Consider the following 12,689-nt stretch of genomic DNA (forward strand, 5'->3'; position numbering starts at 1 on the left):
TTAAAAACGAATAAGAACTATTTATTAGTCCTTATTCATTACTAAGTACACGCATATATTCAAATATCTCGATTAATTGACCTCTTAGTTCATCCTCGAGTGATAAATCATCCCTTACCCATTCAGAGATTACATTGAATATACCACCAGCAAAAAAATTAAGCTTTGTTCTTGTTACCTTTAAGTTACTTTTCTCTAAGTAAACTTTGGTTGCATAAATGAAATGTACTAATAAAATATGAGACATATTAAGGTCTAACATATTTTTAATACTACTCTTACTCCTTGAAATTCTTAAAGTTAATCCATTAATAAAGTCATCTAAATCTTCAATTGTATTATTACTAAATTGCATGAATAACTCACTTACTTTCAAGTGAGCTGTAGCTTCAATGACGTCATTAATGGTGTCGTAATATTTATAAAAAGTAATTCTTGCAACACCTGCTTCTTTGCAAACCTTGGTGATTGTAAGGTTTTTTAATTGTTCTTTTTCTAATAGGGTAGCTACTGCCTGCATAATTGATTTTTGAGATTGAGATAAACCGCTTGTTAATTTTTCCAATAGTATACCTCCTTAATTTAAACTACTTCTTAAAATTGTAACATTAAATGCTTGCGAATATAATATCTAGTTGTTATGATAACAAATGTACTTACATTTGTTAGTTTTAAATTTGGGATAGAGGGAGATATATAGAAATGGCAAATAAACTTTTCAATATTGCTAAGTGGTCAATTACTCATAGCAAGAAAGTAATTTTTTCAACGGTTGCAATACTAGTATTGCTTGCAATTGTTGGTTTAAACCTTGGTTTAAATTTCGAAGAGGATATGACTATACCAGGTACACCGGCAGATGAGGCGGCAACATTCATTACCGAAAATTTTAGTGATGGTATGGAAGATGATGAAACCAGTACTATTGAAATTGTATTTAAAGCTCCTGAGGGAGAAGATTTAAATTCAGATTCGGTGCAAGGAAATATAGGTGAACTTATATCTGAGTTGATGGATATTGCTCATGTGGAAGGAGTTATTCCACCTTGGGATTTAGGAAATATTAGTGAGGATAATATGATTGGATATGCTGAACTGTATCTCGATCTAGCTGGGGCAGAAGTTTCAGAAGAAACTAAAGATGATATTGTAAGTGCCTTGGATATTACAAGAGATAATGATATTCAGTCAGAACTAATTAGTGATTCAGTAGTATTTAGTGCGAATGGCTTTTCTCATATGACAGAGGCAGTGGGAGTCGTAATCGCATTTCTAATTTTGTCTATCATGTTTGCATCGTTTGTTACAGCTGGATTGCCAATTGTTTCAGCTATTCTAGGGTTAGGTATTAGTTTATTAACGATCGTTATAGGAACACATATTTTTGAAATTCAATCTGTCTCTATCGTGTTAGCTGCCATGCTAGGTTTGGCTTTAGGGATCGATTATGCACTATTTATTATTAATCGATTTAAGATACAAAGGGCAAAAGGGAATAGCATTGTTGATTCAATTGCGATTGCAAATGGTACAGCTGGAACAGCCGTTGTTTTTGCTGGTATCACTGTTATTATTGGTGTATTAGGATTAGCCGTTACAGGTATTCCTTTCTTAACGGTAATGGGTGTAACATCAGCCATTAGCATATTCTTATCAGTAGTTGTATCTATACTTGTACTCCCAGCAATTATGTCATTACTGGGTAACAAAATTAGTCCGGACAATGAAAATAAATTATTAAGAAGATTATCTAAAAAAGGGAATAAAAACGGAAGTTCATCAAATAAATGGGGAGAGTTTATAGTAAGACGCCCCAAAAGTGTAGTACTGGTTTCATTAGGATTACTTATATTGATTAGTATTCCAGTAGTTAATTTGCAATTAGGCTTACCATCAACTGAGATGACCAATCATGAAGATACCACTGAAAGAAAAGCTTATGATTTACAAACGGAGGCTTATGGTGAAGGTATTCATTCTGCATTAATTGTTGGAGCCGAGGTTCCTACTAACATTGAGAATACAGAAGAATCTTTAGGTCAAATTTTAACAGACATTGAAGGAATAGATGGGGTAAGTTCAGTAGTCGGGCCAATACCTAATGAATCACAAGACTTCTTTCTTTTTAACGTAACACCTAATACTGGACCAGACGATCAAGAAACTAAAGATGTTATAGATGATATTAGAGAATATGCAGTTGACGTTGAAAACGAAGATAACATTAATCTTATGGTTAGTGGAACTACGGCTATGAATTTTGATATTTCGACCAAGTTATTTGAAGCATTGCCAATCTTCGGTGGTTTAATTATCGTATTAGCTTATGTAATACTTGTAGCTGTATTTAGATCATTAATTGTACCATTAAAAGCCGTGTTAGGATTTGTTTTATCAATAGGTGCTACTTTAGGTTTTATGGTTTTTGTCATACAAGATGGTAACCTAATTGAACTATTCGGATTTCCATCATCCGGTCCGATCTTATCATTTTTACCTGTTGTAACTATTGGAATTCTTTTTGGATTAGCTATGGACTATGAGTTATTCTTAGTTAGTAAAATGAGAGAAGTTTTTAGTGAAACTGGAAATGCAAAAGAAGCTGTTTTACAAGGGATTAAGGATTCGGGCAAAGTAGTCGTAACAGCTGCATTGATTATGATGACTGTATTTTTTGCATTCATGGCGACTCCTGACACAATGATAAAATCCGTCGGTATGGCATTAGCTTTTGGAGTGTTGTTTGACGCATTTATTGTAAGGTTAACTATAGTACCGGCGGTAATGACTCTTTTAGGTAAACATGCTTGGTATTTACCTAAGTGGGTAAACAGAATCATGCCTAACATTGATGTAGAAGGTGAAAAATTATTACATGAGATTAAAAAAGAAGAAAAAGAATAAGGTGACAATCCAAAAACTTCGGTGGAGTTAAATTCCGTGGAGGTTCGATTCCTCTCAACCGCATACTAGTAGTACCAAGGCTTTTAGAGCTTTGGTGCTTTTTTAATTTTTACCAGTTACATGGTCTTCTTATTGATTTATTAATAATGCTAGCAGCGTGGACAGGGCTAGCTCCCATTACAAGCAACATTCTACTGGGCATTTTTGACAAACGGCAAAGCAGTGTTATAATCCTTAACACTATAATTTACATAATAAAAGGTATATGCTAGCTCCTGCGCAAGCAGATATGAAGGTTGTACGTGCTGATCAAAGAGACGCTAATATATTGGTCAGTATGCTGCTCCAAAAATAAGTTGGAAAGCTTATGATCTTCACCACGTCATTCCTTTAGAGTACGGTGGGACGAATGCAATGAACAACCTTTTTCATCTACCTAGAGACTTTCATTACAAAAAAGCAACACCTTGGTGGAACGCTTACTAGATAATAGGAGGCAAGAAAATGTCGAGCACTTTGAAGGAAATCTTAGATAGTCTTAAAGAAGCATTAAATGAGGAGGGGAAAATTAAATCACTTCTCACATCACAGGAATGCTTTTGTTCATTCAATGAGCCAGTTACTGAAAATCATCTTTCACAATTCGAAAAAGATCAAGGCATAAACATCCCTTCAGATTTTAAAGAGTTCCTGTCTCTCCATAATGGAGCAAGGATTTATGGGAATTTGCTTTTTGGTGAGCCTGCGGGTGGTGGCTTAAGGCTGTTTAATCTTGATCAAATGAAAGAAGCTCAGAAGTATCTTGACACTAAAGACATCCCTATTGCATTTCTACTTGAAGAGTGTCATTTAATTATCAATAAGAAAAAGGTTAAAAAAAGAAACCCGAACTATCTTTATATTTTAGAAGATGTGGATGAGCCTAGACCTTTGAATTCAAGTTTTGAAATGTTTCTGGAGAGATACATTCTTTCACAAGGATCAGTATTTTGGGATTGGAATGCCAGTGCGGAAGTGTATTATCGTTCTTATCCAAGAAAAGATAGCCTTTTTTAATATGAATAATGTATTCTATCTGTCAATCTTTTCAATGATAGGGGCTTGGGATTAGAAAAAGGAGATGTGAAGACATAAAAGACCGAACGATATGTTTTCGGCTAATTTCCTGTGTACAACATTACAATAGCTTCCGTGCTTAAAATTGAGCCGCTATATACGGAACCGTGCGTATTGTGGTGACAGAGGTCGGAGGCTAGTCACCTTCTCTTACGATTATTTATTGCAGGTTAAAGGAATTATTTAGTGAATGTATACATAGACAACTCTATCCAAGTTAAAATCATATTTTAAAATAGCAGAGAGGTGAATCTTATGCGAACTAACTCTAATCAATTCTTAAACCAACAGTACGTAAATTCATCAAAACTTGATGCTCGAATAAGATTACATAAAGAATATAGCACCAATCGAATAGATTGGCATGAATGGGTGTTTGACAATATTCAATTTGATGATGAGAGTAACATTATAGAATTTGGTTGCGGATCAGGATACTTATGGACGGAAAATTTAATGAAAATTAGAGAAAACTGGAGTATTATACTAACTGATTTTTCTAAAGGGATGGTTAGTCAAGCGCAACGAAATATTCCTGAAAAACAAAATATAACTTTTGGAGAAATGGATATTCAAGCTACGCATTTGGAGGACTCACTTTTTGATATTGTTATAGCGAATCATATGTTATATCACGTTCCAAACATAGAAGCAGCTTTAAAAGAGGTTCAAAGAATATTGAAACCTAATGGTCTTTTTTATGCTGCGACTAATGGTAATAGTCATATGAAAGAGATTTATCATTTTGTTAAAGAGTTTGATTCCTCATTACCGTTCATTAAACCGATCCATTCAACGTATTTTGGTCTTGAGAATGGGGAAAAAGCATTACGAAGCTCTTTTAATCGTGTTCAGTTATTGAAGTACGAATCTAACTTACGAGTTACGAATGTTCAAGATTTGGCTGATTATATCTTTTCGATAGATACAGGACTTGAAGATGCTTTAAACAAGCAAGGCAGATATGATCAATTTATTAGTTTCTTAGAAAGTAAGAAAAACACACAAGGATATATCCATATTAGTAAAGACTCAGGAATGTATGTTGTAAGTGAACCTTATTAAGAAAAGAACTTGCTGAATACCAGGTTTCTTCTTTTGTCGTAATCTAATAGGACCCCCCTTGATTTAAGATTGGTTACGATGGTGCTGTCTTAAAAACCACAAACCCAAAAAAAGGAGCGCAAACGATAAAAAATAACCCTGCCGAAGCAAGGCCTTTTTCCTTCTCACGATTCCATAGCATCTGCCTTTGTTGGTTGGATTGTTCCATAAGGATGATGTGGAGGCGCATAGATGGAATAAAGTTTTAAAGGGACAGGGCCAGTATTGGTAACATTATGCCATGTGCCAGCAGGAACCATAATTGCGCTATCTTCGGAAACATTTGCTCGATACGTTAAATGATTGGGGCTGCTACCCATTTGTACCAAGCCTTGACCTTGTTCTATCCTTAAAAATTGATCCGTTTGAGGGTGTATTTCTAACCCGATATCGTCACCAACATTAATGCTCATTAAGGTTACTTGTAGATGTTCACCAGTCCAAATGACAGTGCGGTAGGTATTATTATTTTTGGAAGCCTGTGAGATGTTTAATGTAAAGGGCTCTTTCCCAAAATCCGTTTTGGGTTGTTGGTATGGCACTGTTCTGTACATGTTATGTGTTTGGTAATAGGGAATACCTCTCCATTCAGGTAGGTTTTGGGGACTGTTGTAAAATGAATTATAGTAGTAATTCACAGCAAATCTCTCCTTAGGCTTTTTTACAGTATATGCAACTGCCTAGTAAGAGTGCTTGCATTTAACGAGCATATATTTGGTTTTGTAACTTGATGACAAGACAGGTTGGATTTAATTGGAAAACACCTCTTACAGGGCTTGGGCTATCATGACTGAAATCAAACGTCCATGAAATCAGGAATTAAATTCCCTAAAGGCTTGAGTCCTCTCACTAAAGGAATGAAATGTTTACGATTCGTAGTTGTCTAATGTTTTTCTATTGCTTTTCATTTTATGGGGGGATTTGTGAAAAGGTTATAGAATTACAAATTGTACAGGTATACATATAAAAACGAGTGTATCGTTGCTTCCATTAAGAAGGAGGATAAAGATGGACTATGTTATGGGTTTAAGAAAGGTAGTAGGTAATAGACCTTTAATTCTAACTGGTGCTTGTGTTTTAATCATAAATAACAAAAATGAGTTGTTATTACAACATAGATCAGATGGGGGATGGGGATTACCGGGTGGGTTAATGGAATTGGGAGAGAGTTTGGAAGATACCGCAAGAAGAGAAGTAAAAGAGGAAACAGGGCTTATTATTGGTGAATTAAAATTACTAGATGTATTTTCTGGTTCTGATTATTTTTTTAAGTTTGATAATGGAGACGAAGTTTATTCCGTTACGGCTGTGTATGTTACTAAACAAGCGGAAGGAAACATAAGGATAGATTATAAGAAATCAATCGATTTGCAGTTCTTTAAACTAACTAATTTACCAAATGGTTTGACAGAGGAGTATAGAAGTTATATAAAACCTTTACAAGAAAAGGGCGATTTACAATGAAGGAATTAACTGATTGGAAAAAAGACCGGATCTTAGCAGCAAGAAATGGTAAAAACCCTATGGTTATTACCGTTATGAAAAGTGGTTATGCTGTCATTGGCGATACTCAATTTCTTCCTGGGTACTGTGTATTACTTCCTTTCAATCGAGTGAACTCAATCGAAGATTTAGTCGTGAAAGATCGAATGAATTATATGCTTGATATGACCTTAATTGGAGAGGCAATTTTAAAAGTGTGTAAACCAAAAAGAATCAACTATTCAATCTATGGAAACACAGACGCATTTTTACATGCGCATATATTTCCTAGGTACAATTGGGAATCAAACGAAATGATTACTCAACCTGTTTGGAAATACTCTGCTTTGAAATGGAGCGATGAAGAATATCAATATGCCGAAAATAAACATGGAAACTTAAAAGAAAGTTTGAAAAAGGAGTTGGAAGATCGAATGAAATTTACCTATTAAAAGAAAAAATATGTCGTAATTCCAATAAAAATTTGTATTGAGGTAAAGCTTTATCAGGTTAAAAGTATTAACCTAATCTCCTACAATCGAGACACAGCTAATAAATACAGAATAACTAAGTGTAATGGATAAAAAATATAGAAGGTATACTTTAAGCCAATCCCTCTGTTGCCGTTATAGAGCAATAAAAATGGAAGGGCGAAAACCATCATCCATTGATAGTCTGCAAACGGGAACAAATATGTGTGAATGACTGGGTTTCCGTAATTGCTTACCTTTAAATGAAGCATATAAAAACACAAGGAGAAGGAGCTATATAGAATAATTAAATTAATTCGGTTCGATAAAGTAAGATAAAATATAGCTCCAAGTACAACCCCTAAAAAAGTGCCCTCCACAAAGAGGATATTACCAAATACTGAACCTAAAAAGTAATATGTACCTGATGGGTCACTTAGTCTTAATACCTCATATTTTTCAACTAAAACGAAACATAAAATAAGGGTGGATAGTTGCCAAATGATGAAGAAAAACAAGTTTTTTGCTTTAAAGTTGTCTAGTAAAAGTATCACTACCGCAACAACAAATAAAGAACTAAAAAAATTATTCCAAATATAGAAATGGGTATAATCAAATAGTTGATTCAGTACCATATTTATAATCGCCATACTTAATGAAAATAAGTATAACCGAATCAGGTATTTCTTTTTATTCATAGTGTGTTTAATTCCTAAAACAACACAATAAATAAAAATAGGGGCGGATATTCTTCCAATCCAATTAAACCATTCCGGTGTCTCAGGAAAAAATTGCCCGATGTGATCAATGAACATAGCGCATAAGGCGATTATTTTCAATGTAGTCGTCGACATAAATTTCCTCTCCTAGTATACTCATTATTTTATATTACATCGATTATAAGAAATTAGACACATATAAAAATCGTATAAACGAAAAAATAACATGAGGAGGAAAAGACTTACACGACTATAAATGATTTAATTTCTGTTGGCGATCTTTTAAAGGCGCTTGGACTGTTGAATGAGTTCTTGCAACAAAACCTGCGACTCTAAACCTTCTCTAGCTGGTACACTTGGCTTAATATCTTGTTGAATGCATTGAATGAAATGGTTTACAGCATGCTCAAATCCTTTTTGTTTGAGGATCGATTCCCAGGAGCCAGAATAAAAAGTGGAAAGGTGATTATCTGTTTCACATTCAAAGATGTTCATGTTTTTCACACGAAAGATTCCCCCAGTTGTTACTATCTCTAATTGTTCTAAATTAGTGCCTGCACTCCTATGCATGGAACTGTTATAGATGATATTGTCATCAGACTGGAATTGTTGCTGTGTAAAGGCTAACTTAGAATCAATCGTTTTTAAGAAGCCATTTTCAAAACGTATGTTTCCATCCGAAAGCCATCTAACTGTATCTACTAGGTGGAGATAGTCATCCAACAGGATGTGCTCGTAAGAAAGCGTATCATTGTTTGAGACGATTCTATGTTTTTCAAGGTTTATCCAAGCAGTGTCTTTTTCTTTCAGTAACTTTTTTGATTTCACATACATTGGTGAGAAGCGTCGATTAAATCCAACCATGAGCTTCCTGCCAAGCGTCTCACTTAAATGAACCAATTCCTCAGCCTGTTGAATAGTAGCTGCTAATGGTTTATCGACATAAACATCGATTCCATCGCGAAGTAGTTGAGATACAATTTCATAATGTGTTTCTGTTGAGCTATGAACAAAGATGGCATCACATGATTCACTTAATGTAGGTAGGTCTTCAAATGCTTTGATGCGATAGTGGTTGCAAATTTGTTCTCTTTTCTGTTTGTTCGGCGAGTATGCTCCGACAAAGGTCCAATCTACTTCCTTTGATAAAATAGGTAAATACGCTTTTTGAGCAATCCCACCTAATCCAATCATACCAATTCTAGGTTTCATCTAACGTATCCTCCAATTAGCCTTTACTTATATAACTTCTTCCAAGGCATTTACTTAATAAACATACAAATCTTCACTGTTTAGGTATAGTCATCATATACCATACGTGAAGCAATCTCGCCAGCTAAAAAGTAAAATTTTTTAGGGGAGATGATGACATGCTCGATGCCGTTCTTACCCTGACATCTACACGTTATACGGCTATGGAAAAAAAACTAAAATTAATTTGCTATTACTTCCGTTTCCTGTTATAATAAAGAGAATTATTTTTGTTCGGTGTAAAGGATAGTATGAATATTGACTTTTCGTCTTGATGATACTTTGGACAAGAGTAGTAATATAATGTGTGGCAACACACTAGGAGGCAACAAAAATGGAACAAGGTACAGTGAAATGGTTTAATGCAGAAAAAGGTTTTGGTTTTATCGAACGCGAAGATGGAGACGATGTTTTCGTACACTTCTCTGCTATCCAAAGTGAAGGATTTAAATCTTTAGACGAAGGTCAAAAAGTATCGTTTGACATTGAGCAAGGTGCTCGTGGAGCTCAAGCTGCTAACGTTCAAAAAAATTAATTTTCATAAAAACAGGCTCCTTAAATAGGGCCTGTTTTTTTATGTTCTCTGTATCATGCTCACTAAAAAACCTACTTGAACGTCTTTGAAATGATGACTTTTAATTATAATATTACCAAAAAATTTAGTGAATTTCTGATGTGCAATGATGTTTATTTTTAACAGAAACTTTTTATTTGCCTATCGGTGATTCCTTTAACGACTTCCAGTTCACTAAGCAAAAATTCATAGGCATTATCCAACAGTTCTTTTTCGCTTGTATTAAGTGTCTTTTCTTTCTTAATGCGCCTTAAATCGCGTACCACTTCAGCGCCTTCTTGCATTTCACCCATTTTTATTTTGTCCGCGTTTACTTTATACCTTTGTTTCCACGGCAGTAACGTATCTGATTCTCCGTGCTGAAATATGTGTATAATGTGGTTTATCGCAAGTATATCAGTAACTGGCCGTATTCTTGAACTCACAATTTTGCTTGTTGGGATCATAACTTTCATATTGTTGATTGACATTTTTATGATATAATACTGTTGTTTTTCCTCTAAAAGATCTATTTCTTCTATCGCCTCAATTACACCTGCTCCGTGCATCGGATAAACAATGTTATCGCCAATTTGAAACATATAATCCACCTCCATATACGGGACTGTCTTAAGGTTACCATACATTTGTTTATTTAACAAATTTTTAATTATAACACGATGATTTTTTTAATGTCAACAAACAGATTTTTTCGGATATCAGTCTCAAGCAAAAGAAGACATTACCGCGTCGTCGGTCACGGTGAATGTAAAAAAACTTAAGTGAAAGTCAAACCTTTTATGAACGATTCTTAGGTGTTAAACCGGTAAAAGTATAAGACGATTATGTCAAATTTCTGACCCAAGAACCTAATTTAAATTTGACGTTAACACAAAGAAATAAAGTGGCAGGAAATCAAATTAATCATTTAGGTATACAGGTTGAGACCAAAGAAGATGTACTTAAACATAAAGAAAGGCTCGAACGTGAAGGTTTCTTTGCCCGTGAAGAATTGAATACTACTTGCTGCTATGCTGTGCAAGATAAATTTGGGGTAACGGATCCCGATCGAAACGGATGGGAATATTTCTACACAAAACAAGACAGTGAGTAGAAAGGCAATACTCCAATATCTTGAACGATAAAAAAACGAGTGCTCAGGTGCTCGTTTTTTTATGGAACACATAAATTATTGTCATATATATTAGCGTTTACTTATATAATGGCTGCATTTATAATGGTGTCTGGAAGGGGGAAGATCATGAATGGTATTCAGTTTAAGTTCCGAAGAAATTGCGACATGCATGAAAGTGCTTAGTGACCCTACTCGGTTGCTTATGTTGAAACTTGTTTCAAAGAAAAAATATTGCGTTTGTCAATTTGTCGATATGTTTAATGCGAGTCAACCTTCAATTAGTCAGCATTTAAAGAAACTTAAGGAAGCTGGCCTAGTAGTGGAAACGCGAAAAGGCCAATGGCGTTTTTATTCTTTGAACCAGTCCTCTCCGAAAGCTGAACTTATTCAAGTCGTCTTGAAGCAAATTTCAGATCAAGATGAACGTTACCGCAGTCTTATAGAGAAGGAAACACCTGTAGACTGTGGGTAAAGGGGGGATTAAGCGTTGTTATCGGTTCTTTTCGCTTCATTGATTTTTATTACGACGCTCGCGTTGGTTATTTGGCAGCCACGTAACTTGAATATTGGTTGGTCAGCGTGTGGGGGAGCTATTCTCGCTTTATTATTTGGCGTTGTTTCATTTGCCGATGTGGTGGAAGTGACGGGGATCGTGTGGAACGCCACGTTGACGTTTATTGCAATTATTATTATTTCTTTAATCCTTGATGAGATTGGTTTCTTTGAATGGGCCGCCTTACATATGACCAAGGCAGCGAAGGGGAACGCCAAGCTGATGTTTGTATATGTGTGCATTCTTGGTTCCGTAGTTGCGGCGTTTTTTGCCAATGATGGCGCTGCCTTGATTTTAACGCCAATCGTTTTAGCGATGGTGCGTGCTTTACACTTTAATGAAAACATGGTGTTCCCTTTTATCATGGCCAGTGGGTTTATTGCGGACTCAACGTCGCTGCCGCTCATTGTAAGTAACTTAGTGAACATTGTTTCGGCTGATTTTTTTGGGATTGGCTTCATTGAATATGCAACACGGATGATTGTTCCGAATGTCTTCTCTTTAATCGCTAGTATCCTTGTGCTGTATCTCTACTTCCGAACAAGCATCCCGAACAACTATGATTACGAGACGTTGCAACCACCTGCATCGGCAATTAAAGATAATAACATGTTCCGCTTGTCTTGGTGGGTGCTTGTTCTATTGTTAATGGGTTACTTAGTCAGTGAGTTTTTGCATATTCCCGTTTCTATGATTGCAGGACTGATTGCGTTGCTCTTTATAGTGATAGCTAGAAAAAGCCCTGCTGTTCAAACCCGATCTATATTGAAAGGCGCGCCATGGAACATAGTTTTTTTCTCGATTGGGATGTATGTTGTCGTGTTCGGTTTACAAAATGTCGGTTTAACTGATTTGCTCGCTTTGGGACTTGAGAGGATCGCGGAGCAAGGTGTCTTTGCTGCTATGATGGCGATGGGGTTTGTTGCCGCTGTTTTAAGTTCGATGATGAACAACATGCCAACAGTAATGATTAATGCGATTGCCATTGATACGACAAGCGCGACTGGATTAATGAAGGAAGCGATGGTTTACGCAAATGTGATTGGTTCTGATTTAGGGCCAAAAATAACACCTATTGGTTCGCTTGCCACATTATTGTGGCTCCATGTGTTAACACAAAAAGGTGTAAAAATCTCATGGGGTACTTATTTTAAGACTGGTATAGTTATTACACTGCCTGTGTTGTTTATAACGTTATTAAGTCTATACTTCTGGTTAATGATCATCCATTAAGGAGTGGAAAGTATATGGAAAAGAAAACCATTAACTTTTATGTACAGGAAACAGCCAAATGCCCGTTAACGCCAGCACACCACAGAAGAGAAATGGATGGTTTTCAAGAGTCCGAGATGAGATAGGAACATGTAAATTCGTAGATGACATGGAGAAGGCGCACTTTCAC

13 protein-coding genes and 1 pseudogene are annotated in these 12,689 nt (G+C 35.6%); 9 read left to right on the plus strand and 5 right to left on the minus strand.

Annotated elements, in window-relative coordinates; all coding sequences use genetic code 11:
- Positions 1–31: 31 nt before the first annotated feature.
- Positions 32–565 carry a TetR/AcrR family transcriptional regulator gene (locus V5G21_RS13535; protein ID WP_035204963.1) on the minus strand — a complete coding sequence of 178 codons (534 nt, stop codon included), beginning with the start codon at positions 563–565 and terminating at the stop codon, positions 32–34.
- 137 nt (positions 566–702) lie between these two features.
- Here V5G21_RS13535 and V5G21_RS13540 point away from each other — a divergent pair, with 137 nt between their 5' ends.
- The 3 genes from V5G21_RS13540 to V5G21_RS13550 all read left to right on the plus strand — a co-directional run bounded on the left by V5G21_RS13540 (position 703) and on the right by V5G21_RS13550 (position 5,085).
- Positions 703–2,904, plus strand: coding sequence for an MMPL family transporter (locus tag V5G21_RS13540; RefSeq protein ID WP_035204962.1), 2,202 nt, complete (start codon positions 703–705; stop codon positions 2,902–2,904).
- 504 nt (positions 2,905–3,408) lie between these two features.
- Entirely contained in the window at positions 3,409–3,960 is a 552-nt protein-coding gene (locus V5G21_RS13545) for an SMI1/KNR4 family protein (protein ID WP_035204960.1), read from the plus strand.
- 315 nt (positions 3,961–4,275) lie between these two features.
- A complete protein-coding gene (locus V5G21_RS13550) occupies positions 4,276–5,085 on the plus strand; it encodes a class I SAM-dependent methyltransferase (protein ID WP_338464820.1) in 810 nt (269 codons plus the stop codon).
- Between the two features lie 164 nt (positions 5,086–5,249).
- On the opposite strand, the gene V5G21_RS13555 is transcribed toward V5G21_RS13550, so the two are convergent.
- Positions 5,250–5,762 (minus strand): cupin domain-containing protein, encoded by a 513-nt coding sequence (locus V5G21_RS13555; protein WP_011245680.1) that lies wholly within the window; start codon positions 5,760–5,762, stop codon positions 5,250–5,252.
- A gap of 370 nt (positions 5,763–6,132) precedes the next feature.
- On the opposite strand from V5G21_RS13555, the gene V5G21_RS13560 reads away from it, so the two are divergent.
- Both V5G21_RS13560 and V5G21_RS13565 read left to right on the plus strand, forming a co-directional pair.
- Entirely contained in the window at positions 6,133–6,588 is a 456-nt protein-coding gene (locus V5G21_RS13560) for an NUDIX hydrolase (RefSeq protein WP_095255207.1), read from the plus strand.
- Positions 6,585–7,058, plus strand: coding sequence for an HIT family protein (locus V5G21_RS13565; protein WP_011245682.1), 474 nt, complete (start codon positions 6,585–6,587; stop codon positions 7,056–7,058). Before V5G21_RS13560 ends, V5G21_RS13565 begins: the two co-directional genes overlap by 4 nt.
- Before the next feature lie 80 nt (positions 7,059–7,138).
- Here V5G21_RS13565 and V5G21_RS13570 read toward each other — a convergent pair whose 3' ends face one another.
- On the minus strand, positions 7,139–7,930 hold the full coding sequence (locus V5G21_RS13570; RefSeq protein WP_035204958.1) for a TraX family protein: 792 nt from the start codon (positions 7,928–7,930) through the stop codon (positions 7,139–7,141).
- Between the two features lie 147 nt (positions 7,931–8,077).
- Entirely contained in the window at positions 8,078–9,007 is a 930-nt protein-coding gene (locus V5G21_RS13575; RefSeq protein ID WP_338464821.1) for a Gfo/Idh/MocA family oxidoreductase, read from the minus strand.
- A 373-nt stretch (positions 9,008–9,380) separates the two neighbouring features.
- Between V5G21_RS13575 and cspC the strand changes: the two genes are divergently transcribed.
- Positions 9,381–9,581 carry a cold shock protein CspC gene (gene cspC, locus V5G21_RS13580; RefSeq protein ID WP_011245685.1) on the plus strand — a complete coding sequence of 67 codons (201 nt, stop codon included), beginning with the start codon at positions 9,381–9,383 and terminating at the stop codon, positions 9,579–9,581.
- Positions 9,582–9,739: 158 nt separating this feature from the next.
- On the opposite strand, the gene V5G21_RS13585 is transcribed toward cspC, so the two are convergent.
- Positions 9,740–10,201 (minus strand): CarD family transcriptional regulator, encoded by a 462-nt coding sequence (locus V5G21_RS13585; protein WP_035204954.1) that lies wholly within the window; start codon positions 10,199–10,201, stop codon positions 9,740–9,742.
- Positions 10,202–10,374: 173 nt separating this feature from the next.
- Here V5G21_RS13585 and V5G21_RS13590 point away from each other — a divergent pair.
- The 3 genes and pseudogenes from V5G21_RS13590 to V5G21_RS13600 all read left to right on the plus strand — a co-directional run.
- Positions 10,375–10,713: pseudogene (locus V5G21_RS13590) on the plus strand (ArsI/CadI family heavy metal resistance metalloenzyme); the annotation flags it as partial.
- Positions 10,714–10,864: 151 nt separating this feature from the next.
- Positions 10,865–11,206 (plus strand): ArsR/SmtB family transcription factor, encoded by a 342-nt coding sequence (locus V5G21_RS13595; RefSeq protein ID WP_035204951.1) that lies wholly within the window; start codon positions 10,865–10,867, stop codon positions 11,204–11,206.
- 15 nt (positions 11,207–11,221) lie between these two features.
- Positions 11,222–12,520: an arsenic transporter gene (locus V5G21_RS13600; RefSeq protein WP_338464822.1), complete on the plus strand. Its 1,299-nt coding sequence runs from the start codon at positions 11,222–11,224 to the stop codon at positions 12,518–12,520.
- The last annotated feature ends 169 nt before the right edge of the window (positions 12,521–12,689 follow it).

This window comes from Shouchella rhizosphaerae, from assembly GCF_036700015.1.
Classification (GTDB): Bacteria; Bacillota; Bacilli; order Bacillales; family Bacillaceae_D; genus Shouchella; species Shouchella rhizosphaerae.

Bases quoted from the DNA above. Each gene is read 5' to 3' on its own strand.
- V5G21_RS13560 (WP_095255207.1), top strand. From the start codon at position 6,133: ATGGACTATGTTATGGGTTTAAGAAAGGTAGTAGGTAATAGACCTTTA.
- cspC (WP_011245685.1), top strand. From the start codon at position 9,381: ATGGAACAAGGTACAGTGAAATGGTTTAATGCAGAAAAAGGTTTTGGT.
- V5G21_RS13550 (WP_338464820.1), top strand. From the start codon at position 4,276: ATGCGAACTAACTCTAATCAATTCTTAAACCAACAGTACGTAAATTCA.
- V5G21_RS13545 (WP_035204960.1), top strand. From the start codon at position 3,409: ATGTCGAGCACTTTGAAGGAAATCTTAGATAGTCTTAAAGAAGCATTA.
- V5G21_RS13575 (WP_338464821.1), bottom strand. From the start codon at position 9,007: ATGAAACCTAGAATTGGTATGATTGGATTAGGTGGGATTGCTCAAAAA.
- V5G21_RS13585 (WP_035204954.1), bottom strand. From the start codon at position 10,201: ATGTTTCAAATTGGCGATAACATTGTTTATCCGATGCACGGAGCAGGT.
- V5G21_RS13540 (WP_035204962.1), top strand. From the start codon at position 703: ATGGCAAATAAACTTTTCAATATTGCTAAGTGGTCAATTACTCATAGC.
- V5G21_RS13595 (WP_035204951.1), top strand. From the start codon at position 10,865: ATGGTATTCAGTTTAAGTTCCGAAGAAATTGCGACATGCATGAAAGTG.
- V5G21_RS13570 (WP_035204958.1), bottom strand. From the start codon at position 7,930: ATGTCGACGACTACATTGAAAATAATCGCCTTATGCGCTATGTTCATT.
- V5G21_RS13565 (WP_011245682.1), top strand. From the start codon at position 6,585: ATGAAGGAATTAACTGATTGGAAAAAAGACCGGATCTTAGCAGCAAGA.